This window comes from Kitasatospora azatica KCTC 9699 (assembly GCF_000744785.1).
In the GTDB taxonomy this organism is placed as follows: Bacteria; Actinomycetota; Actinomycetes; order Streptomycetales; family Streptomycetaceae; genus Kitasatospora; species Kitasatospora azatica.
Map to the genome: position 1 here is coordinate 2,441,753 of NZ_JQMO01000003.1, position 22,301 is coordinate 2,464,053.

17 protein-coding genes are annotated in these 22,301 nt (G+C 69.6%); 7 read left to right on the forward strand and 10 right to left on the reverse strand.

All coding sequences use genetic code 11. The features are described from left to right. Positions 1-110: 110 nt before the first annotated feature. From typA to BR98_RS21525, 6 genes are all read left to right on the forward strand, one after another. Entirely contained in the window at positions 111-1,979 is a 1,869-nt protein-coding gene (typA, locus tag BR98_RS21500; RefSeq protein ID WP_035846981.1) for a translational GTPase TypA, read from the forward strand. Between the two features lie 182 nt (positions 1,980-2,161). Further along, positions 2,162-3,781, forward strand: a complete 1,620-nt coding sequence (locus BR98_RS21505) for a peptide ABC transporter substrate-binding protein (protein WP_035846984.1) — start codon at positions 2,162-2,164, stop codon at positions 3,779-3,781. Between the two features lie 78 nt (positions 3,782-3,859). Then, the gene (locus tag BR98_RS21510; protein WP_035846987.1) at positions 3,860-4,786 is read left to right on the forward strand and encodes an ABC transporter permease; all 927 of its coding nucleotides are present in this window, start codon (positions 3,860-3,862) and stop codon (positions 4,784-4,786) included. 82 nt (positions 4,787-4,868) lie between these two features. Next, entirely contained in the window at positions 4,869-5,783 is a 915-nt protein-coding gene (locus BR98_RS21515; RefSeq protein WP_157538196.1) for an ABC transporter permease, read from the forward strand. Positions 5,784-5,802: 19 nt separating this feature from the next. Next, positions 5,803-6,822 carry an ABC transporter ATP-binding protein gene (locus BR98_RS21520; RefSeq protein WP_051970027.1) on the forward strand — a complete coding sequence of 340 codons (1,020 nt, stop codon included), beginning with the start codon at positions 5,803-5,805 and terminating at the stop codon, positions 6,820-6,822. Next, positions 6,812-7,918 (forward strand): ABC transporter ATP-binding protein, encoded by a 1,107-nt coding sequence (locus tag BR98_RS21525; RefSeq protein WP_051970028.1) that lies wholly within the window; start codon positions 6,812-6,814, stop codon positions 7,916-7,918. The genes BR98_RS21520 and BR98_RS21525 overlap by 11 nt, the downstream gene beginning before the upstream one ends. 266 nt (positions 7,919-8,184) lie before the next feature. Here the strand turns inward: BR98_RS21525 and BR98_RS21530 are convergent, their stop codons facing one another. The 9 genes from BR98_RS21530 to BR98_RS21570 form a co-directional block, all read right to left on the reverse strand. Beyond that, entirely contained in the window at positions 8,185-9,282 is a 1,098-nt protein-coding gene (locus tag BR98_RS21530; RefSeq protein WP_035846996.1) for an ABC transporter ATP-binding protein, read from the reverse strand. A gap of 28 nt (positions 9,283-9,310) precedes the next feature. Then, on the reverse strand, positions 9,311-10,381 hold the full coding sequence (locus tag BR98_RS21535) for an ABC transporter ATP-binding protein (protein ID WP_035846999.1): 1,071 nt from the start codon (positions 10,379-10,381) through the stop codon (positions 9,311-9,313). 55 nt (positions 10,382-10,436) lie between these two features. Continuing rightward, positions 10,437-11,417, reverse strand: coding sequence for an ABC transporter permease (locus BR98_RS21540; RefSeq protein ID WP_035847002.1), 981 nt, complete (start codon positions 11,415-11,417; stop codon positions 10,437-10,439). 161 nt (positions 11,418-11,578) lie between these two features. Then, entirely contained in the window at positions 11,579-13,318 is a 1,740-nt protein-coding gene (locus BR98_RS21545) for an ABC transporter substrate-binding protein (protein WP_232247479.1), read from the reverse strand. 170 nt (positions 13,319-13,488) lie between these two features. After that, positions 13,489-14,514, reverse strand: coding sequence for an ABC transporter permease (locus BR98_RS21550; RefSeq protein ID WP_035847006.1), 1,026 nt, complete (start codon positions 14,512-14,514; stop codon positions 13,489-13,491). Positions 14,515-15,067: 553 nt separating this feature from the next. After that, positions 15,068-17,485, reverse strand: a complete 2,418-nt coding sequence (locus BR98_RS21555; protein ID WP_035847009.1) for a hypothetical protein — start codon at positions 17,483-17,485, stop codon at positions 15,068-15,070. A 139-nt stretch (positions 17,486-17,624) separates the two neighbouring features. Continuing rightward, positions 17,625-18,056 carry a DUF6113 family protein gene (locus BR98_RS21560; RefSeq protein ID WP_232247480.1) on the reverse strand — a complete coding sequence of 144 codons (432 nt, stop codon included), beginning with the start codon at positions 18,054-18,056 and terminating at the stop codon, positions 17,625-17,627. Next, entirely contained in the window at positions 18,053-18,928 is an 876-nt protein-coding gene (gene mshB, locus BR98_RS21565; protein ID WP_035847012.1) for an N-acetyl-1-D-myo-inositol-2-amino-2-deoxy-alpha-D-glucopyranoside deacetylase, read from the reverse strand. Before mshB ends, BR98_RS21560 begins: the two co-directional genes overlap by 4 nt. Before the next feature lie 31 nt (positions 18,929-18,959). After that, entirely contained in the window at positions 18,960-19,154 is a 195-nt protein-coding gene (locus tag BR98_RS21570) for a hypothetical protein (protein ID WP_035847014.1), read from the reverse strand. Between the two features lie 242 nt (positions 19,155-19,396). Between BR98_RS21570 and BR98_RS21575 the strand changes: the two genes are divergently transcribed. Beyond that, positions 19,397-21,151: a DPP IV N-terminal domain-containing protein gene (locus BR98_RS21575; RefSeq protein WP_051970029.1), complete on the forward strand. Its 1,755-nt coding sequence runs from the start codon at positions 19,397-19,399 to the stop codon at positions 21,149-21,151. 104 nt (positions 21,152-21,255) lie between these two features. Here the strand turns inward: BR98_RS21575 and BR98_RS21580 are convergent, their stop codons facing one another. Further along, positions 21,256-22,158 carry a hypothetical protein gene (locus tag BR98_RS21580; protein WP_035853337.1) on the reverse strand — a complete coding sequence of 301 codons (903 nt, stop codon included), beginning with the start codon at positions 22,156-22,158 and terminating at the stop codon, positions 21,256-21,258. Positions 22,159-22,301 lie beyond the last annotated feature (143 nt).

Genomic DNA, 22,301 nt, shown 5'->3' on the forward strand with positions numbered 1-22,301 from the left:
CCCGTCGGCGGCCACGTACCATAGGACAAGCCGTGGCATGTTACGCCCGGCGGGTGGACCGGGACAGGCCGGGGCGCCACAACCCACGACTCCGGGAGAGTTCGCTCCGCATGCCCACGCGCAATGACATCCGCAACGTCGCCATCGTCGCCCACGTCGACCACGGCAAGACGACCCTGGTCGACGCGATGCTCAAGCAGGCCGGCGCCTTCGCGGCCCACCAGCACCTTGACGACCGCATGATGGACTCGAACGACCTGGAGCGCGAGAAGGGCATCACCATTCTCGCGAAGAACACCGCGGTCAAGTACCACCCCAAGGAGGGTGGCGCGCCGATCACCATCAACATCATCGACACCCCCGGCCACGCCGACTTCGGTGGCGAGGTCGAGCGCGGCCTGTCCATGGTGGACGCGGTCGTGCTGCTGGTCGACGCCTCCGAGGGCCCGCTGCCGCAGACCCGCTTCGTGCTGCGCAAGGCGCTGACCGCCAAGCTGCCGGTCATCCTGTGCATCAACAAGACGGACCGCCCGGACTCCCGGATCGACGAGGTCATCAACGAGACCTACGACCTGTTCCTGGACCTGGACGCCACCGAGGACCAGATCGAGTTCCCGATCGTCTACGCCTGTGCCCGTGACGGCGTCGCCTCGCTGACCAAGCCGGAGAACGGCACCGTGCCGGCCGACAGCGACTCGCTGGAGCCGTTCTTCTCCACCATCCTCGAGCACGTCCCGGCCCCGGAGTACGACGAGGACGCCCCGCTGCAGGCGCACGTCACCAACCTGGACGCCGACAACTTCCTCGGCCGCATCGCGCTCTGCCGCGTCGAGCAGGGCGAGCTGCGCAAGGGCCAGCAGGTCGCGTGGATGAAGCGGGACGGCTCGATCCAGCAGGTCAAGATCACCGAGCTGCTGATGACCGAGGCGCTCACCCGCAAGCCGGCCGAGGTGGCCGGCCCCGGCGACATCTGCGCCGTCGCCGGTATCCCGGACATCATGATCGGCGAGACCCTGGCCGACCTGGAGAACCCGGTCGCGCTGCCGCTGATCACGGTGGACGAGCCGGCCATCTCGATGGTCATCGGCACCAACACCTCGCCGCTGGTCGGCAAGGGCGGCAAGGGCCACAAGGTCACCGCCCGGATGGTGAAGGACCGCCTGGACCGCGAGCTGATCGGTAACGTCTCGCTGCGCGTGCTGCCGACCGAGCGTCCCGACGCCTGGGAGGTGCAGGGCCGTGGTGAGCTGGCGCTGGCCATTCTGGTCGAGACCATGCGCCGGGAGCTCTTCGAGCTGACCGTCGGCAAGCCGCAGGTGGTCACCAAGGTCATCAACGGCAAGGTGCACGAGCCGGTCGAGCGGATGACGATCGACAGCCCCGAGGAGTACCTCGGCGCGATCACCCAGCTGATGGCCGTCCGCAAGGGCCGCATGGAGACCATGACCAACCACGGCTCCGGCTGGGTGCGCATGGAGTTCATCGTTCCCTCGCGTGGCCTGATCGGGTTCCGCACCCAGTTCCTGACCGACACCCGCGGCACCGGCATCGCGCACAGCATCTTCGAGGGCCACGAGCCGTGGTTCGGCGAGCTGCGGATGCGCAACAACGGCTCGCTGGTGGCCGACCGCGCGGGCGTCGTGACGCCGTTCGCCATGATGGGCATCCAGGAGCGCGGCACGCTCTTCGTCGAGCCCACCACCGAGGTGTACGAGGGCATGATCGTCGGCGAGAACTCGCGCCAGGACGACATGGACATCAACATCACCAAGGAGAAGAAGCTCACCAACATGCGTGCGGCCTCCTCCGACACCACCGAGAACCTGGTGCCGCCGCGCAAGCTCTCGCTGGAGCAGTCGCTGGAGTTCTGCCGCGAGGACGAGTGCATCGAGGTCACCCCGGAGACCGTGCGCATCCGCAAGGTCGTGCTGGACCAGAAGGAGCGCGGTCGCACCGCCTCCCGGGCCAAGAAGAACTGACCCGCGCCTTCTCACACACCGTCAGCCGGCTTCCTCCGCGAGGGGGGAGCCGGCTGACGGCGTTCTTGCTCACCCGTTCGGCGGCACCGCGCGCTCGTGTGGCCCTGCTGCGGGTGCGTCGCCTGGGCGGCTCCCTTCGAATGGGGTGTGATGCGACACACACCCCATGAGGAGGGACCTCCATGCCTGGAGCCACTCGCGTTCGTTGGGCTTTGGCCTGTGCGACGGCGGTCGCCCTGGTCGCGACCGGTTGCAGCAGCAGCGGCGGCGGTAGCAGCTCGTCCAATGCCAACGCGACCTTCACCTACCAGAGCGGCGAGCCGCAGAACCCCCTGCAGCCCGCCAACGCCAACGAGACGAATGGCGGCCGGGTGGTGCAGAACCTGTTCCGCGGCTTGGTCGACTACGACCCGGCCAACGGACAGCTCCGGATGCAGGTGGCCGACAAGATCGACACCAGTGACTCGCAGACCTTCAACGTCACGCTGAAGTCGGGCTGGACCTTCCACGACGGCACGCCGGTCACGGCGAAGAGCTTCGTCGACTCCTGGAACTGGTCGGCCAACATCAAGAACAACCAGATCAACTCCGACTGGTTCTCCGACATCCAGGGGTACACCGACGTGCACCCCAAGGCCGGCAACCCGGCCCAGGGCCAGATGTCCGGGCTGACCGTCACGGACGACACGCACTTCACGATCAAGCTGGCCAACAAGGTCTCGTACTTCGAGTACAAGCTCGGCTACGTCGCCTTCTCCCCGCTGCCGGCCGGGTTCTTCAACGACCCGACCGGCTTCGGCCAGAAGCCGATCGGCAACGGCCCCTACCAGTTCGTCAGTTGGGACCACAACTCGCAGATCGTCACCAAGGCGTTCGCCAACTACGCGGGCGTGGACAAGCCGAAGAACGGCGGGGTGGTCTTCAAGGCGTACAGCACCGCCGAGGCCGCCTACGCCGACCTGCAGTCCAACAACCTGGACGTGATGGACCAGGTGCCGCCCTCGGCGCTGGCCACCTACAAGAACGACCTCGGCTCCCGGGCCATCGACTCCCCGCAGGGCGCCATCCAGACCATCGCCTTCACGCTCTACCAGCCGGACTGGTCGGGCGCGAACCTGAACAAGGTCCGCCAGGGCCTGTCGATGGCGATCGACCGGGACACCATCACCAAGACGGTGCTGCAGGGCTCCCGCGCGCCGGCCAGCGCCTGGACCGCCCAGGGCGTCGCCGGCTACAAGGCCGGCACCTGCACCGCCTGCAAGCTCGACGTCGCGCAGGCGAAGACGCTGATCCAGGAGGGCGGCGGGGTGCCCGGCAACTCGCTGAAGATCACCTACAACGCCGACGGCGGCCACAAGGAGTGGGTGGACGCGGTCTGCAACAACATCCGCCAGAACACCGGCGTGAACTGCACGGGTGACCCGAAGCCGGACTTCAAGACCTTCCGCGGGGCGGTCACCAGCCACTCGCAGCTCGACGGCGCCTTCCGCAGCGGCTGGGTGCAGGACTACCCGCTGAACGCCAACTTCCTGGCGCAGCAGTACCGCACCGGTGCCTCCTCCAACGACACCGGCTACAGCAGCGCCCAGTTCGACCAGCTGGCCAAGCAGGCCGACGAGGCGCCGACCGTGCAGGACTCGGAGACCGGCTACCAGCAGGCCGAGGGTGTGCTGGCGGTCGACATGCCGTCCATCCCGCTCTGGTACTACCGGACCAACTCCGGCTACTCCACCAAGGTGCAGAACGTCTCCTTCGACACGTTCGGCAACCCGGTCTGGACCCAGGTCCAGGTCAAGGGCTGACGCCCACTCCAGCCGGCCCCGCCCTCCCGCTCGGAGGGCGGGGCCAAGCCACTAGGCCCCACCGAGGACGGAGGAGCGATGGGCACCTATGTGCTCCGGCGGATCCTGCAGATGATCCCGGTCTTCATCGGCGCGACGCTGCTGATCTTCCTGATGGTCTACACCCTGCCGGGCGACCCGATCGCCGCGCTCTACGGCGACAAGGCCGCGGACCCGGCCCAGGTGGCCCAGCTGCGGCACCTGTACTACCTCGACCAGCCGATCTGGAAGCAGTACCTGCACTACATGTCGAACCTGCTGCAGGGGAACTTCGGCACCAGCTTCACCGGTCGGTCGGTCACCTCCCTGATGGGCGACGCCTTCCCGGTGACCATCCGGCTCGCCCTGGTGGCCTTCTTCTGCGAGATCTTCATCGGCATCCCGCTGGGCCTGCTCTCCGGGCTGTACCGGGGAAGCATGCTGGACAGCCTGGTGCTGATCCTGACCCTGGTCGTGATCGGCATCCCGGTCTTCGTGCTGGCCTACATCGCCCAGACGATCTTCGCGACCAATCTGGGCTGGGTCACACCGACCGTGCAGGACTCCACCGACATCACCCAGCTGATCCTGCCGGGCGTGGTGCTCGCCTCGCTCTCGCTGGCCTTCGTGGCCCGGCTGACCAGGACCTCGATCGGCGAGAACAGGCGCGCCGACTACATGCGCACCGCCATCGCCAAGGGCCTGCCGCAGCGCACCGTGATCACCCGGCACCTGCTGCGCAACTCGCTGATCCCGGTGGTGACCTTCCTGGGCACCGACCTCGGGGCGCTGATGGGCGGGGCGATCGTCACCGAAGGCATCTTCAACATCAAAGGTGTCGGCAACCTGCTCTACCAGGCGATCAGCCACAAGGAGGGGCCGACCGTGGTCGGCGTGGTCACCGTGCTGGTGATCGTCTACCTGGTCGCCTCCCTCGTCGTCGACCTGCTCTACGCGGTCCTGGACCCGAGGATCCGGTATGCCTGAGCCCGAGCCCTTCGACCCGAACAACCCGACCCACACCCGGTTGCCGGACACGCACGCGCTGGACTTCGCGGGCAGCCAGGGCATGACGGTCGAACAGGACCAGCTGCTGGAGGTGGATCCGGAGAAGCGGGAAGAAGCCCGGAGTCTCTGGCAGGACGCCTGGCGTGACCTGCGCCGACGGCCGATCTTCATCATCTCGGCGTTCCTGATCGTGCTGCTGGTGATCATCGCGATCTTCCCCGGCCTGTTCACCGACGCCGACCCGCGCAAGGCCGACCTGGTCAACAACTACCTGAAGCGGCCGAACTGGACCGACTTCTTCGGAGCCGGCTGGTTCGGCTACGACGGTCAGGGCCGTTCGATCTACGCCCGGGTGCTGTACGGCGCCCGGGCCTCGATGACGGTCGGCATCTGCGTCACCCTGGCGGTGGCGATCACCGGCGGGCTGGCCGGCATGGTCGCGGGCTACTTCGGCGGCTGGATCGACGCGGTGCTCTCCCGTCTGGTCGACATCTTCTTCGGCATCCCGCTGCTGCTCGGTGCCCTGGTGATCCTGAACTCCTTCACCCACCGCACGGTGTGGAGCGTGGTCTTCGCGCTGGCCTTCCTGGGCTGGACCCAGATCGCCCGCGTGATGCGCGGCGCGGCGCTGACGGTCAAGCAGGCCGACTACGTCACCGCGGCCAGGGCGCTGGGCGCCGGTACCGGGCGGATCATGCTGCGGCACATCCTGCCGAACGCGGTCGCGCCGGTGATCGTGGTGGCCACCATCGCGCTCGGCGGCTACATCGCGGCCGAGGCGACGCTCAGCTACCTGGGCATCGGCCTGCAGGACCCGACCATCTCCTGGGGCATCGACATCTCCTCGGCCCAGCGGGTGATCCGCACCGCGCCGTTCGTGCTGTTCTTCCCGGCCGCCGCCCTCTCCATCACGGTGCTGGCGTTCATCATGCTCGGCGACGCGGTGCGCGACGCCCTCGACCCGAAGCTGCGCTGAGAGAGAGGGGCTCCGCATCATGACCACCACCGTCGGCACGCCCTTGCTGGACGTCCGGGACCTGCACGTGGAGTTCAAGACCCGGGACGGCGTGGCCAAGGCCGTCAACGGGGTCAACTACAACGTCAGCGCGGGGGAGACGCTCGCCGTGCTGGGCGAGTCGGGCTCCGGCAAGTCGGTCACCGCGCAGGCCATCATGGGCATCCTGGACATGCCGCCGGCCCGGATCCCGCAGGGCCAGATCCTGTTCCGCGGCGAGGACATGCTCGCCATGGACAAGGAGACGCGTCGCAAGATCCGCGGGCAGAAGATCGCGATGATCTTCCAGGACGCGCTCTCCTCGCTCAACCCGGTCCTCAACGTGGGCTTCCAGCTGGGCGAGATGTACCGCGCGCACCGGGGCACCTCACGCAAGGACGCCAAGGCCAAGGCGATCGAGCTGATGGAGCGGGTGCGGATCCCGGCCGCCGCCCAGCGGGTCAACGACTACCCGCACCAGTTCTCCGGCGGCATGCGCCAGCGCATCATGATCGCGATGGCGCTGGCCCTGGAACCCGACCTGATCATCGCCGACGAGCCGACCACCGCCCTGGACGTCACCGTGCAGGCCCAGGTGATGGACCTGCTCGCGGAACTGCAGGCCGAGTACCACATGGGCCTGATCCTGATCACCCACGACCTCGGCGTGGTCGCGGACGTGGCCGACAAGATCGCGGTGATGTACGCCGGGCGGATCGTCGAGACCGCCCCCGTGCACGAGCTCTACGCCAGCCCCGCGCACCCGTACACTCGCGGCCTGCTCGACTCGATCCCGCGGCTGGACCAGAAGGGCCAGGAGCTCTACGCCATCAAGGGCCTGCCGCCCAACCTGCTGCGGATCCCGCCCGGCTGCCCGTTCAACCCGCGCTGCCCGCGCGCCCAGGACATCTGCCGGGTGACCCTGCCCCCGCTGCTCACGGTGACCGACGACAGCGGAGCGGCGCAGCCCGGGCGGGCCAGCGCCTGCCACTTCTGGAAGGAGACGCTCCATGACGAATGACGGCGCCACCGCGCTCGGCGCGGCCCAGCCGGAGGTGGCAGCCTTCGCCCAGCCGGTCTCCAGTGGCGAGCCGATCCTGGAGATCCGGGACCTGATCAAGCACTTCCCGCTCACCAAGGGCGTGGTCTTCCGCAAGCAGGTCGGCGCGGTCAAGGCCGTCGACGGCGTCTCCTTCGACCTGATGAAGGGCGAGACGCTGGGCATCGTCGGCGAGTCGGGCTGCGGCAAGTCGACGCTGGCCAAGGTGCTGATGAACCTGGAGCCGGCCACCGGCGGCTCGGTCCGCTACAAGGGCGAGGAGATCTCCCGGCTGAGCGGCGGCGCGCTGAAGGCGGTGCGGCGCAACATCCAGATGGTCTTCCAGGACCCGTACACCTCGCTCAACCCGCGGATGACGGTCGGTGACATCATCGGCGAGCCGTACGAGATCCACTCCGAGGTGGCGCCCAAGGGCGACCGCCGCAAGGCCGTGCAGGACCTGCTGGACGTGGTCGGGCTCAACCCCGAGTACATCAACCGCTATCCGCACCAGTTCTCCGGCGGTCAGCGGCAGCGGATCGGCATCGCCCGCGGCCTGGCGCTCAAGCCCGAGGTGATCATCTGCGACGAGCCGGTCTCCGCGCTGGACGTCTCGGTCCAGGCCCAGGTGATCAACCTGCTGGAGCAGCTGCAGGGCGAGTTCAACCTCTCCTACATGTTCATCGCCCACGACCTGTCGATCGTGCGGCACATCTCCGACCGGGTCGGCGTGATGTACCTCGGCAAGCTGGTCGAGCTCGGCTCGGACGCCGAGATCTACGAGCACGCCACCCACCCCTACACCCAGGCGCTGCTCTCCGCCGTACCGGTGCCCGACCCCACCGCGCGCCAGTCCCGCGACCGGATCGTGCTCACCGGTGACGTCCCGTCACCCGCCAACCCGCCCTCCGGCTGCCGCTTCCGCACCCGCTGCTGGAAGGCCCAGGAGAAGTGCGCCGTCGAGGTCCCGCTGCTGGCCGCCCCGCCCTGGCTGGACGGTCTCGCCGCCCACGACTCGGCGTGCCACTTCGCGGCGGAGCGGGCGGCGGACGACCGGGGGAGCGCGGAAAGCACGTGAGCATCCAGCAGGATCGGGCGGCGTCCGCCCCACTGTCACCGCCGGCCGCCCCACCGCGCCGGCTGCCCGCCCCGCCGAGGACAGCCAACACCGCAGCGGTGCCCGGGCCCTGGCGATGGTCCTCGCCACCCTGGTGCAGTTGTCGGCCCTGGCGCCGGGGGTCGGCGCGGTCCGGGTGCTGCTGGACGGCCGGCCGGTAACGCCGCAGGGCCCCTCCCGGAGGAGGGGCCCTGCGTGCTGCTCGGCTGAACCACCAGGGGACTGGCTCAGCCCTGGGTGCTGCGCTGCTCGGGGAGCGCGTCGGCGGCCGCCGGGCGGCGGGTGGTGTCGCCCTCCTCCGGGAAGTGGCAGGCCGTCAGGTGGCCGGGGGCGTTGCCGCTGAGCTGGATCAGCGGCGGCTCCTCCGTGGCGCACTTCTCGGTGGCCTTCCAGCAGCGGGTGCGGAACCGGCAGCCGGACGGCGGGTTGAGCGGCGAGGGGACGTCGCCGGTGAGGCGGATCCGCTCGGCCGAGACGTTGTCCGGGTCGGCGTCCGGCGCGGCCGAGAGCAGCGCGTGGGTGTACGGGTGCCGGGGCTTGGTGTACAGCGAGTCGCGGTCGGCGACCTCCACCACCTTGCCCAGGTACATCACCGCGACGCGCTGCGAGAAGTGCCGCACGATCGACAGGTCGTGGGCGATGAAGACGAAGGCGATGCCCATCTCGCGCTGCAGGCCCTGCAGCAGGTTGACCACCTGGGCCTGGATCGACACGTCGAGCGCGGAGACCGGCTCGTCGGCCACGATCAGCTTCGGGTTGAGCGCGAGCGCGCGGGCCACGCCGATGCGCTGGCGCTGGCCGCCGGAGAACTCGTGCGGGAACCGGTTGTAGTGCTCCGGGTTCAGGCCGACGATCTCCAGGAGCTCCTTGGCCCGGGCGGCGCGGCCGCCGGTCGGGTTGATCCCGTTGATCTCCATCGGGTTCTCGATGATGGTCCCGACGGTGTGCCGCGGGTTCAGCGAGGAGTACGGGTCCTGGAAGATCATCTGGATCTCGGACCGGATCGGCGCCAGCTCCTTGCGGGAGGCGTGCGCGATCTCCTGCCCCTGGTACTTGATCGAGCCGCTGGTGGGCTCGTAGAGGCGGGTGATCAGCCGGCCGGTGGTCGACTTGCCGCAGCCGGACTCACCGACCAGGCCCAGGCTCTCGCCCTCCGCCACGTTGAAGCTCACACCGTCGACCGCCTGCACCGCGCCGACCTGCCGCTTGAACGGGAAGCCGCCCATCACGGGGAAGTGCTTGGTGAGGCCGTTGACCTCCAGCAGGGTGGCGCCGGGTACGGGGGCCGCGCCCTGCGACTTGGTCAGAGTCTGCTCTGCGCTCATGGGATTTCCTTGGCTCCTTTACCGAGGCTCAGCTGCTCAGCCGGGGCAGGATCTGCTCGGTGAGGATGGACTGCTTCTGCGCGGGGGTGAGGTGGCAGGCCGACAGGTGGCCGTTGGCCAGCTCCAGCGGCGGGCGCTCGGTGCTGCACTTGTCGCCGACCACCAGCTCACGGTACGTGCAGCGGGGGTGGAACGCGCAGCCGCTCGGCGGGTTCAGCAGGGACGGCGGGGTGCCCGGGATCGGCTCCAGCGGGACGTCCACCGCGGCGTTGATCCGCGGGATCGAGCTCAGCAGGCCCCAGCCGTACGGGTGCTGCGAGGTCTTCAGCACCTCGCGCATGGTGCCGCGCTCGACCGCCCGGCCCGCGTACATCACCAGCACGTCGTCGGCGATCTCACGGATCACGCCGAGGTCGTGGGTGATGAAGATGATCGAGGTGCCGCTCTCCTGCTGGAGGTCCTTGAGCAGGTCGACGATCTGCGCCTGCACGGTGACGTCCAGGGCGGTGGTCGGCTCGTCGGCGATCAGCAGCTCGGGGTCGCAGACCAGGGCCATGGCGATCATGGCGCGCTGGCGCATACCGCCGGAGAACTGGTGCGGGTAGTCGTCCACCCGGCGGTCCGGCTGCGGGATGCCGACCCGGCGCAGCATCTCGATCGCGCGCTCGCGGCCCTCGCGCTTGTTCGCGCCGGTGTGCTTCATGAACGGCTCGGCGATCTGCCGGCCGATCGTGTAGTACGGCGAGAGCGCGGCCAGCGCGTCCTGGAAGATCATCGCCATCTTGTTGCCGCGGAGCTTCTCGAGATCCTTCTGCGAGGCCGCGAGCAGGTCCTGGCCGTCGAGGTTGATGGAGCCCTCGATGGTGGTGTTCTTCGGGTTGTGCAGGCCCATCACGGCCAGGTTGGACACCGACTTGCCGGAACCCGACTCACCGACGATCCCGAGGGTCTTGCCCTTCTCCAGGTCGAAGGTCAGGTTGTTGACGGCCTTGACGATGCCGTCCTCGGTGCGGAAGCGGACCTGCAGGTCGCGCACCGAGAGGAAGGCGGAGCCGGCCTGGGGTGCGGTACCGGTCGCGGACTTGGTGAGGGTGCTCACGGTCGGATCTCCTCGGGGGCGGGGTGGTGCGGAACAGTCACGGATGCGGTGGGGGTCATCCCAGCCGGACCCGGGGGTCGAGGAGACCGTAAGCGGCGTCGACGATGATGTTGAAGAGCAGGATCGCGGTCGAGCTGAAGATCAGCACGCCGAGCTCGAGGTACAGGTCGGCCTGGCTGACCGACTTCACGGCCAGGTAGCCGAGGCCGTGGATGGTGAAGGTGACCTCGGTGATGATCGCGCCGGAGAAGACGGCGCCCAGGTCGATACCGAAGATGGTGATGATCGGGGCCATCGCGCCGCGCAGCGCGTAACGCCACCAGACGTAGCGGTTGGACATGCCCTTGGCCCGGGCCGCCCGGATGTGGTCCTCGGAGAGCTGCTCGAGCATCAGCGAGCGGACCTGGCGGGTGTAGTTGGCCCAGAAGATGATCGACATGACCAGCCAGGGGAGGATCATGCCCATGAAGCAGCCCCAGGGGTCCTCGGTGAAGGGGACGTACTGGGGGCGGTCCAGCCACTTGAGGTTGTAGACGAAGAGCGCCATCGCCAGCGGGCCGACGAAGTAGATCTGGGTGGACTGGCCGACCAGCGAGACGGAGCTGGCGATCCGGTCCAGGACGGTGCCCTGCTTCCACGCCGAGAGCATGCCCAGGCCCACGCCGATCGCCAGGAAGCAGACCGCGCCGCCGATCGCCAGCACGAAGGTGGCGGGGTAGTTGGCCGCGATCCGGTCCCAGACGAACTGCTGCGCGTTGTACGAGTAGCCGAAGCAGGGGGCGGCGCAGTGGCCGGCCGAGCCGAAGTCCTGACCGACGAAGAGGCCGCTGAAGTAGTGCCAGAACTGCTGCCAGACCGGTTCGTTGAGGTGCATGTTCTGGCGGATCTGCTCCAGCAGCTGCGGGGTGCAGCCCTTCGGGCAGTTCATCGCGGCCGGGTCGGTGGCGCCGGAGAAGAACGCGAAGTAGGTGAAGCAGATCAGCAGGAAGATGATGACGATCGCGCCGAGCGCCCGGCGGATGAGAAATCGGAGCATGGATGGGCTCTTCCGAGAGAGGGCGCCTGCGGCGGCCACGTCGTGGAGTGTGCGACCGCTGGATCACAGGCAGTCAACACGCGGCCCGGGCAGGGCCACCCGAAGTGGGTGGCCCCGCCCGGGGGAGTCGGCCCGGAGGCCGACTCCGGTCCCGGCTTTCGTTACTTGATGTACACGCTGGAGGGGTCGATGCAGCCGAGGACCTGGTTGTAGGCGACACCGCCCAGGCCGGCACCGTAGACCTGGAAGAACTTGTCGTAGGCGGCCGGGATCTTCGGCACGTCGGTCGACAGGATCTTGTCGGCGAGCTTCATCCACTCGTCGGCGGCCTGCTTCTGGTCCGTGATCTTGGCGATCCGGTCCATCTCGGCGTCCATCGCCGGGTTCTCGTAGTGCGAGTAGTTGGTCGCACCGTCAGCGATGGTGCGGCCGTCCAGGGTCGGCGGAACCACGGTGGAGCTGGACGGCCAGTCCGCGCCCCAGCCGGTGCGGTACAGGTCGAAGCCGTTGTCCTTCTTGCCGATCTGCGTGTAGTAGGAGGTCGGGTCGATCTCCTTGCGCTCGGCCTGGAAGCCGGCCTGGTTCAGCGCGTCCACGACGGTCGCGGAGACCTTCTGCCAGCGCGGGGTGTTCGAGTAAGCCAGGACGATCTTGTAACCGGTCTTGCCGGCGTCCGCCAGGATCTTCTTGGCCGCCTCGGGGTCACCCTCGGGCTTGGCCTTGATGCCCAGCGGGTCGGTGTTCTGCCAGCCGGAGACGGTCGGGCTGACCAGGTTGCCCGCGATGTCACCGGTGGTCGCGCCACCGAGCTGCTTCTGCACCGCAGCCGCCGGGAAGGCCTTCGCCAGCGCCTTGCGGACGTTGACGTCGGTGACCCGGGTGTTGTTGATGTCGAAGGTGTCGACGTACGGCTGGAACTCGCTCAGGGTGCGGCTCGCGTACTGCGGGTCGTCCTGGATCGACTTGATCTGGCCGGCGTCCGCGTTGGCGGTCAGCGACAGCGCGTTCTTGTCGTCACCCGCGCCACCCATCAGACGCTGGGTCAGCTGCGGGTTCTGCACGCCGAGCTCGAAGACCCAGCTGTCCACGTACTGGTGGCGCAGCGGGTCGCTCTTCGGGTCCCAGTTCTCGTTCTTGACGAGGGTCAGGGACTTGTCCGGCTGGTAGTCCTTGATCTTGTAAGGACCGATCGAGACCGGGTGGTTGTTGTACTTCTCCTTGTCGTCCTTCGACTTCTCGATGGCCGTCACGTTCGGCATCGCGGCCGCGTAGGCGGCGTCGGTGTGGACGTCCTGGAAGTGGAAGGTGATGGTCTTCGGGTCCGGCGTGCTGATCACGCTGTCCGGCAGGTCGCCGGCGTCCGGGCCCTTGTAGACCTTGCGGTAGTCCTGGCCGGAGAGCCAGGTCGGGAAGTAGGTCGGACCCTGGGTCTGGTAGTCCGCGTAGAGGCGCTCGACCGCGTACTTGATGTCCTTCGAGGTGATCGGCGTGCCGTCCTCGAACTTCAGGTTGTCCTTGAGGGTCCAGGTCCAGGTCTTGCCACCGTCGGTGGTGCTACCGGTGTCCGTGGCCATGTCGCCGACCAGGATGGTCTTCTTGGTGGTCGGGTCGGTCTTGTACGCGGTCAGCTGGCGGCTGAACAGCATGCCGACGGCCTGGTACTCGTTGACGTACATCTGGCTCGGGTCCAGGTAGTCGAAGCCCGCGGCCTCGATACCGTGCGCGGTGCCACCCGGCTTGGCGCCGGCGACGTCCTTGGCCGGACCGGTCGAGTCGGCCTTGGTGCCGATGCCGAAGTTCTGGACCTCCGAGGAGGGACCCTGGTGGTCACCCGAGGTTGCCTTGCCGCCCCCACCGCAAGCAGTCAGCGTGAGGGCGCTGACCGCCACGAGCGCCGGCATGATTGCTGCCTTGCGAAGTCTCATTGGTTCCTACCTGTCACTGGTCATGTGTTGTCTGGCCAGCGCGGACCGGCGGGGCGGCATTGCCCCGGGGTGGCCGGTGCTGGGGGGAGCGGGGTCGAACAACTGGTGGAGCGGGTGACGCAAGGGGTGACACAGGGTGGTGCGGCCTAGCGGATGGTCTTGGGGTCCAGCGCATCGCGGATCGCGTCACCGAACTGGTTGAACGCGATGGCGAAGATCATCAGGGAAACACCCGGGACCATCAGGTACGTCAGGTCGTCCTTGTAGTTGGCGACCGCGTCCTGGAACATCAGCCCCCAGTCGGGGGTCGGCTCGACCATGCCCACGCCGAGGAAGGAGAGACCTGCCTCCGCGGTGACCATGGCCGGCAGCGTGAGGGTGACCTGCACCAGGATGGTGGTGGCCAGGTTGGGCATCAGCTCCTTGAAGATGATGCGCCAGGAGGAAGCCCCGGAGATCTTGGCGGCCTCGATGTACTCGCGCTCGCGCAGGCTCAGCGAGAGGCCGCGCAGCAGACGGGCGGTCGCCATCCAGCCGAGGAAGCTCTGGACCAGCACGATCGCGATCACTCGCATGTAGACCGGGGTCTCACGGTTCATCGGGACGAACCAGACCAGCACGATCGGAGTGAAGGAGATGAAGAAGAGCTGGGTCGGCAGGCCGAGCAGCAGGTCGGTGAAGCGACCCACCAGGTAGTCGAACTTGCCGCCGAGGTAGCCCTGGGCCACACCGATGACGATGCCGAGGACGCTGGACACGATGGTGACCAGCAGGCCGATGCCGAGCGAGGTCCGGATGCCGTAGATCAGCTTGGCCAGGATGTCGTACCCGGTGGACGGTGTGAGGCCGAGCCAGTGGGTCGCGCTCATCCCGCCGTTGGCGCCGATCGGCAGACCGCTGTCATCCAGCAGGCTCAGGTCACGGGTGCCGTAGGGAATGTACGGCGACTGTCCGTAGAGCCCGGTGATCACTGGCGCGAAGATCGCGACCAGGATGTAGAGGATCACGATACCGGCGCAGAACACACCGATGCGGTTGCGCTTGAAGCGGCTCCAGGCAATCTGGCCCGGGGTGCGCCCGAGGAGCTCGGCCGGCTTGTTGCCGCCGTCTCCTGTCGCGGACGCGACGAGGACCGGTTCGGTCTCGGTCGTGTCCTCTGTTGGCGTCGTCATGGTGCGAAAGCTCCCGCCGGTGGTCTGTGCAGCAGCAACGAAGAAGAAGTTGGTCGAACGGACTCTCGCAACTCGTTTATCGAACGTCAAGAGTTTCTCTGTGGCTGGACTGCCGGTTTTGGCATCGTTCTGGAATGTCCACCAGGTTGTAGCTTTCAACCACTTGACAGCCCTCCTGCAAGACAGGATGAATCGGACATTAGGGTACGAAACGCGTTCATGAGTTCGTAACGAGCGCTTAGTGACACCGGTATGTGAACGCGACGTCCCGGTGTTTGTGAGGTTGACGCGCGTAGACGTGCCTGTCCGTTTTGCCCGTAACTGGGGGGATTACCTGTCGGTTTTCGGCGTCCGATAGTCGGACGGATTTGGCGGGAAGCCGCCGCTGGCGACTATTCGTCAGCCATTAAGCAGCCTCTCGGTAATCCGTCGGGAGAGGAGTTGCCCATGACCGATGACAGTTACACGCCACTGGCGGGATGTCGCCGAGAATGACGACGAAGCCCCGGAACGCTGGCGTTCCGGGGCTTCGGTCAGTGCATTTTTGACATGCTCACAGGCGGAACTTGAATGTGCGCTCCGCGACGCTGCTCTTGTCGTAGACCGAGGCGATCGCGTCCGCCACGTCCTGGGTGGTGATCGGCGCCAAACTTCCGTCGCTCTTGCGGAACTTCAGCTTGTCGAAGGTCGTTCCAACCAGGTTGCCCAGTTGGTCCAGATCCCACTTCGGGCCGATCGCCCCCGTCGCGGCGTCCGGGACCAGGGTCAGCGTCTTGCCCGTCATCGCCTTGGTGAAGACGAACTTCTTGGTGCCGGCCTGTACCGTGACGCTGCCGCTGGCGATCGCCTTGCCCAGCCCGTCCGCGGCCTGCTGCAAGGCCTGGGTGGAGATCTTCGGCTGAGCGGCCGTCACCGCCAGGGTGATCGGCTGGTCGGCCTTGCCGGCCGCCCGGTCCTGGTAGCTCTGCGCCACCTGGTCCACGGCGGCGCCGCCGTCCACCACCTGCCCGGCCTGGCCCGGCACCACGGTCGGGTCGCCGCTGTCGCCGAACTGGACGAAGCCCTCCTTCAGCCCGTGCGCCGAGCTCGCCGCGAGGCCGTCCAGCGCCACCTTGAGCTTGGCCCGGTCGATGTGCACCACCGGGGGCACCGCCTTGCTCCCGCCGGTCAGCGAGGAGAGCACGTCGGAGGGGTTGTAGCTGTGCTTGGTCAGACCGTCCACGGTGGCCGTGGGGTCGAAGCTCAGCCCGGCGGTGGCCGGGTCGAGGGTCAGCGCCTGGTCGCCGATCTTCAGCTGGATCGGCTGCTGGCCGATCTTGCCGACCGTGCTGTCGAGCTGGTGGACCGCCTGGTCGCGGCTGTCACCGCCGATGTCGGTGCCCAGCACGGTGGTGCCGCGCGGCACGTCGGACTGATTGAGCATCAGGCCGGTGCCGTAGACCGCGGCGCCCAGGAAGAGCACTCCGCCGGTGCCGGTGACCAGCAGCTTCTTCGCCTTGGAGCGCCCCTTGGGCTTCCCGGCGGCCTTCGGGGCAGCGGGCTGGGCGGCCTTCGGGGTCGACTGCGGAGCCGGCGCCGGCTCACCGCGAAGCTCGCCGGCCGCGGCGACCGGCTGCGGAGCGGTCGCGGTCGCGCCACGCGGGGCGGCGGGCGCGGCGCCGTACTGGCCGGCCACCGGCAGGCCCGGTATGGCCTCGGCCGGGAGCTCGCCGGTGATCGGGTCGAAGCCGCCGATCTGGGTGGACTCCCCGTCCGCCGGGAGTGGCTGGGCCTGCGGCGGGCCGGCCGGGTACGGGCTGACCGGGGGTTGGTTGCGCGCGAACCGCCCGGGGGCGCCCGGGGTACCGGTGGGGCGGGCGGCGCCAGGGCCCGCGCCCTGGCCGCCGGCGCTGCCGAACGGGTCGGCCGGTCCGCCGGTGCCGAACGGATCGGCGCTGCCGGCGGGGTACGGACCGGAGTTGTGCTGGGCCTGACCGCCCTGGGCCTGACCGTTCTGTGCCTGACCGTTCTGCGGCTGACCGCCCTGTGCTTGACCGCCTTGGGCTTGACCGCCTTGGGCCTGACCGCCCTGTGCTTGACCGCCTTGGGCTTGACCGCCCTGGGCCTGACCGCCCTGTGCCGGCTGCGGCCCGGCGTTGTTCTGCGCCGGGTACGGCCGGCCCGGCTGGGCGCCGTTGCCCGCCGCGTACGGGTCGGCCGGGTAGCCGCCACCCTGCGGGGCGCCGAACGGCGATGCTGGTGCGCCGGTCGGGCGGGGCAGCGGGGTCTGCTGGCTGGTCTGCGCGGAGAACCGCGGCGCGGCCGGCTGCTCGCCGCCCCGCTCACCGCCCTGCCCAGGGCGCGGACCGCTCTGCTGGTACGGCGAACCGGTGGCCGGCCCGGTCGGGGCCGGCGCCGGCGCGGGAGCCTGCGCTGCCGCACCCGTGGGCCGCGGTGCACGGGTGGTGGGCGCGGCCGGGCTGCCCACCGGCTCCGGGCGGCCCTTCTGGCGCGGCCGGAACCACTCGCCGGTGGACTCCGCCTCGGAAGCCCCCGGACCTGCCGTCGGCGTCTGCCACTCCGGCGGCAGGTCCGGCGGGGTGGCCGGCCGGCCACCCTGGTCCATCACGCCGAGCACCGGCGAGGCCGACGGCGCCGAGCGGTGCCGCGGCCCGGCGGGTGCGGCCGGGGTCTCGGGCTCCGGCTCGCCGGGGCCCGAGCGCTCGTCAGGCTTGACCGAGCTGCGGACCACCACCGGCGGGATCGGGCGCGAGCCCGGGATGTTGATCGAGATCCGGGTGGTCAGCGTCGTCTCGGTCTTGGGGACCTCCGGCTCGGCCTCCTCGTGCGGGGCACCGAACTGGTCCCCCGGCCCGAAGCCGTTGCCCAGGCCCGGAATGCCGTACGGCGGAGTGCCCGACGGGTAGGCGTCGGGTCCGTTGGACCCCCGACGCGAGGACGGGTTGGCGCTGTCAGATTCGCGGCTGCTCAATGCTGCTCTGCTCCGGGTTCGCGGCCGGACGGCTCGTCCGACGGTGCTGCGGCACCACCATACTGGGAACGCCTGGACGGCGAACTGCTTCCTATAGAACCCGATACGTCCGGTTCCTCACCGCCGAGACTACGGGCAGTCAGTCCCGTTGGCGCGGGATGCCGAAGGCGAACGGCGCCCTGGTGGGCAGCAGCCCGCAGACCAGTCCGAGGGCCAGTCCGCCCAGCAGGTAGATGTAGGAGTTGGCTGCGGCCGCCAGCACGAAGTCGCCCTCGGGCCGAGGGGCCAGCAGTACCGTCATCATCAGGAACCAGCCGGTGAAAGGGAATGCCGTGCCCAGCTTGGTGCCGGTCACCCGCAGGCCGCCGTAGAAGACCGCGGCGACGCCCGCCAGTGCCAGCAACAGCCCGATCGGGCTCCACAAGGCCTGCACGAAACAACCGCAGAGCGCGACCAGGGCGCCCAGGACGAAGAGCGCCACGTACCAGAGCTCGCGGACCCGCTTGGCCGGCAGCGGCTCGGCCAGCCGCTGCGCCTGGGTGCCGAACAGCATGTGCAGAGGATTGTTCACGAGGCTTCGACTCCCGCGAAGAGGTCGGTCTCCGGACGGTCCGGGCCGGGTGCGCCGTGCACCAGCTGGTAGTACTCGTCCACCACCAGTGGCTGCCAGCGGTCGTTGCTCAGGGCGAAGAAGCCGCCGTCCACGGTGATCTGGGTGGCGTGCGCGCGCATCGCGGCGGCCTTGCGGTCGGCGTACTTCGCGCCGTCCAGCACCGCGTCGACCAGTTCGTCGGCGACCACGCCGGGGACGTCCTCGGGGGCGGCGACCAGCGGGTGGCGGTCGGCGGCGGCCGTCAGGCCGGCCAGCAGGACCGAGCGCGGCATCCGGTTCCAGTAGACCTTGACGATCCGCCAGGCCGGGCCCAGCTCGGGGCGCCAGCTCGGATCGGCGGCCAGTTCGAAGGCCCGCATCGCGATCCGGTGCGCCTGGATGTGGTCGGGGTGGCCGTAGCCGCCGTTCTCGTCGTAGGTGACCAGCACCTGCGGCCGGACCTCGCGGATCACCGCGACCAGATGGCCGGCCGCCTCGTCCTGCTCGGCCTGCCAGAAGCAGCCGGGCCGGTCGTTGTCGGGCACGCCCATCATCCCGGAGTCCCGGTACCGGCCCGGACCGCCCAGGAAGCGGAAGTCGGTCACGCCGACTTCCCGCATCGCGGCGGTCAGCTCCCCGATCCGGTACTCGCCCAGGGTGTCGGTCCGGTCGGCCGTCAGTTCGGCCAGCTCCGGACCGATCACCTCACCGCCCTCGCCGAGGGTGCAGGTCACCAGGGTGACCTGCGCGCCCTCGGCGGCATAGCGGGCCATGGTGGCGCCGTTGCCGATCGACTCGTCGTCGGGGTGGGCGTGCACCAGCAGCAGGCGGCGGTCGGCGGCAGCGGTCATGGGGAGCAGCCTAGACCGGGCGCCGTGACGGTCAGAGCTTCAGGCCATTGATCATCCCGGCGAGGTTGCTGGTGACCTCCTGGATCGACGGCGCGATCGACGTGGAGGCGAGGTAGAACCCCAGCAGCGCGCAGACGAGCGCGTGGCCGAACTTCAGACCGGAGCGGCGGATCAGCACCACCACGATCACCAGCATCAGCATGGCGGCGGAGACGGACAGGGCCATAACGGCTCACACCCCTTCTCGGGTGCGCCGCCCGGGTGGGCGGCGGTTGGGTCGCTGAACACAGGAATACCCGATCGGTGAGGGTGGCATTACTTTCCGTGAGTCGGTGCGGAGCTGGTGTCGGGGGCATTCGACGGGCCCAAGGGCCGGTGGGAGGGGGTGCGAGGGGCCGTGCGGACCAGTTCTGCGCGCTGCGCCGAACGAGTGATCAAGAACGAGGAGACGACGTAGGGTGCGGTGCCATGACCTTTGAAGCTCCCTCAGTCACCCCCGAGGACACCTTCCCCCGGCAGTACGCGCGGACCCTGCGCTACACCGTCGGCCAGCCGCGCTCCTTCGCCGTGGCCCCCGACGACTCACGGGTCGTCTTCCTGCGGTCCCGGGGCGGCTCCGACCGGGCCAACCTGCTCTGGACCCTCGACCCGGCCACCGGTGCGGAGGCCGTCGCGGCCGACCCGGTGGCGCTGCTCGGCGGTGGCGAGGAGGACCTCTCGCCGGCCGAGCGGGCCCGCCGCGAGCGCAGCCGCGAGAGCTCGGCCGGGATCGTCGGCTACGCCCTGGACCGCGCCGCCCGGCTGGCCGTCTTCGCGCTCTCCGGCCGGCTCTTCGCGGCCGACCTGGCCGAGGCCGCGGTCCGCGAACTGCCCGCCGCCGGGCCGCTGCTCGACCCCCGCCTGTCGCCGGACGGCCGCTGGGTGGCCTACCCCACCACCGCCGGCGCGCTGCGCCTGGCCGCCGCCGACGGCAGCGCGGACCGCGCGCTGGTCGAGCCCGAGGCCGCCGGAGTGATCTGGGGCCAGGCCGAGTTCATCGCCCAGGAGGAGATGAGCCGGGACCGCGGCCACTGGTGGTCCCCGGCGAGCGACCGGCTGCTGGTCGCCCGGGTGGACGACACGCCCGTGCAGCGCTGGTGGATCGCCGACCCGGCCAACCCGGACAGTACTCCCGCCGAGATCGCGTATCCGGTGGCGGGCAGCGCCAACGCCGAGGTCACCCTCTGGCTGGTCGACCTGGACGGCCGGCGCACCGAGGTGGTCTGGGACCGGGCCGCCCACCCCTACCTCGGCCGGGTGCACTGGTCGGCCGGCGGCCCGCCGCTGCTCCTGGTGCAGTCCCGCGACCAGCGCAGCCAGCTGCTGCTCACCGTCGACCCCGCCACCGGCGCCACCAGCACCCGGCTGGCCGAGCAGGACCCGGCCTGGCTGGAGCTCTTCGCCGGCGTGCCCGCCTGGGCGCCGGACGGCCGGCTGGTGCGGATCAGCGACGAGCCGGGCCACCGGGCGCTGTTCGTCGACGACCACGCGCTCACCGACGACACCCTGCACCTGCGGGCAGTGCTCGCGGTCGGTGCCGAGGAGGTGCTCTGCACGGCCAGTGCCGGCGAGGGCGCCGAGGACCAGACGCCCGGCCTGACCGGCCTGTACGCGGTGCCGCTGGACGGCTCGGGCCCGCGCCTGCTGCGCCGTGGCGCGGCGTTGGACGCGGTGCGCGGCGAGCGGGTCAGCGTGGTCTCCGCCTCCTCGCTGGCGTACCCGGGCCGGCGGGCCGAGGTGCTGCGGGACGACGTGTCGGTGACCGTGGTCGCCTCGCACGCGGAGCAGCCGGTGCTGACGGCCCGTCCGGTCTTCCGGCTCGCGGGGGAGCGCCGGATCCCGGCCGCCGTGCTGCTGCCCACCGGCTACGACCGCGAGCGGGACGGCCTGCTGCCGGTGCTGATGGACCATCCGTCCAGCCCTATCGACCAAACCGCCAAAATTGGCCCCTCACGGGTTCAAGAGCGACGGAAGGCGATGGACCACCCCATAGCGGACAGTCACCATATCGTGACAACCGGTTATGGAGAGCCCAGATCCATCGTTTCCCCCCAAAGGGAACACCGACCCCAGATCCACCCAAAAGTGGGCAGGGGCGAGGAGACTTGGGCTTCTTGTCCTATTTTTACTATTCGGTGCGAGTTCGCGTCAACGGTGAGTAGTGTCACGTTGGGCAGGTATTGACCCGAACCGGGACCTTGGTCCCAAGAGTCCCGAACATCCTTCCGACACCCCCGCACGTCCCCCGCCTCCCCCGCCACCCCGTCGATCCCCCCACTGACTCCCGGTCAGTTCGCCTGCCGCAGCGCCAGTACCCGCCGCCAACGCTCCGTCACCGCCTGGTATGCCCGCCCGGCCCGCTCGGCGTCCCCGTCCCGCAGCGCCGCCACCCCGTCGGCCACCTCGGCCGCCGACTGGTCGGCCGCCAGCTCGCGCTCCCCGATCGCGTGCACCAGGCCGCCGTAGTCCAGCTCCACCAGCGAGCGCGGATGGAACTCCTCCAGCCAGCGCCCCACCTCCTCGGCCCCCAGCGCCAGCGCCGAGCCGCCCAGCCGCTCGCGCAGCACCCGGTAGCCGCGCGCCACCCGCCGCCTGGCCTGCGCCATCGAGGTCAGGTAGAACAGCGCCGCCGGAGCGGCCGGCTCCTCCCCCTCGGCCGGCTCTGCCGGCAGGTAGCGGCGGTCCTCCGAGCCGAACGGCAGGAACCAGCGCACCGGCACCTCCCAACGACTGGTCAGGATCCACGGCCGGGCGTCCGGGTGCTCGGCCCGCCAGCGCTCCTGGGCGGCCAGCGCGTCCTGCCGCACGGCCTGCGGCAGCACCGTGTCCAGCAGCGCCACCGGCAACGACTCCCGCAGCTCCTCCAGCGCCTGCCAGCTGCGCAGCCTGGTCGCCCACGGGCAGACATAGGTGACCGCGTCGACCACCCGGACGAAGGCCTGCTCGCTCTCCCTCTCCGGCAGGGCGCGCGGTGTCCGGGCCAGCAGCTCGGCGAGCGCCCCCCGCTGTGCCTCCAGCGCCGCCCGCGCCACCGGATCACCCGCCGAGGCGGCGTCCGGCCCCCGCTCGGCCGCGTAGGCCTGCCAACGGGACCGCTCCGGCTCGGGGTACGCCGCGAGCGGCTCGTACACCCGCAGGTGGGCGGCGTAGGGCGGCAGCACGGAGGTGCGCACAGCGGTCACGTCCTGCATCGTCGCACGGGCCACCGACACAACGGGAGGGCTGCGCGCGGGAGTCCGCCCGATCCGCAGCAGGGGGGAGCCCCGGGGCCGGATCCCGGACTACGCTTCGCGGTAGATGCCCGCACCACAGCAGCGGGCCCGCAGATACTGGA

Excerpts from the sequence above, each read along its gene's own strand:
- typA (WP_035846981.1), top strand. The coding sequence starts at position 111 with ATGCCCACGCGCAATGACATCCGCAACGTCGCCATCGTCGCCCACGTC.
- BR98_RS21505 (WP_035846984.1), top strand. The coding sequence starts at position 2,162 with ATGCCTGGAGCCACTCGCGTTCGTTGGGCTTTGGCCTGTGCGACGGCG.
- BR98_RS21510 (WP_035846987.1), top strand. The coding sequence starts at position 3,860 with ATGGGCACCTATGTGCTCCGGCGGATCCTGCAGATGATCCCGGTCTTC.
- BR98_RS21515 (WP_157538196.1), top strand. The coding sequence starts at position 4,869 with ATGACGGTCGAACAGGACCAGCTGCTGGAGGTGGATCCGGAGAAGCGG.
- BR98_RS21520 (WP_051970027.1), top strand. The coding sequence starts at position 5,803 with ATGACCACCACCGTCGGCACGCCCTTGCTGGACGTCCGGGACCTGCAC.
- BR98_RS21525 (WP_051970028.1), top strand. The coding sequence starts at position 6,812 with ATGACGAATGACGGCGCCACCGCGCTCGGCGCGGCCCAGCCGGAGGTG.
- BR98_RS21530 (WP_035846996.1), bottom strand. The coding sequence starts at position 9,282 with ATGAGCGCAGAGCAGACTCTGACCAAGTCGCAGGGCGCGGCCCCCGTA.
- BR98_RS21540 (WP_035847002.1), bottom strand. The coding sequence starts at position 11,417 with ATGCTCCGATTTCTCATCCGCCGGGCGCTCGGCGCGATCGTCATCATC.
- BR98_RS21545 (WP_232247479.1), bottom strand. The coding sequence starts at position 13,318 with ATGCCGGCGCTCGTGGCGGTCAGCGCCCTCACGCTGACTGCTTGCGGT.
- BR98_RS21550 (WP_035847006.1), bottom strand. The coding sequence starts at position 14,514 with ATGACGACGCCAACAGAGGACACGACCGAGACCGAACCGGTCCTCGTC.
- mshB (WP_035847012.1), bottom strand. The coding sequence starts at position 18,928 with ATGACCGCTGCCGCCGACCGCCGCCTGCTGCTGGTGCACGCCCACCCC.
- BR98_RS21570 (WP_035847014.1), bottom strand. The coding sequence starts at position 19,154 with ATGGCCCTGTCCGTCTCCGCCGCCATGCTGATGCTGGTGATCGTGGTG.
- BR98_RS21575 (WP_051970029.1), top strand. The coding sequence starts at position 19,397 with ATGACCTTTGAAGCTCCCTCAGTCACCCCCGAGGACACCTTCCCCCGG.
- BR98_RS21580 (WP_035853337.1), bottom strand. The coding sequence starts at position 22,158 with ATGCAGGACGTGACCGCTGTGCGCACCTCCGTGCTGCCGCCCTACGCC.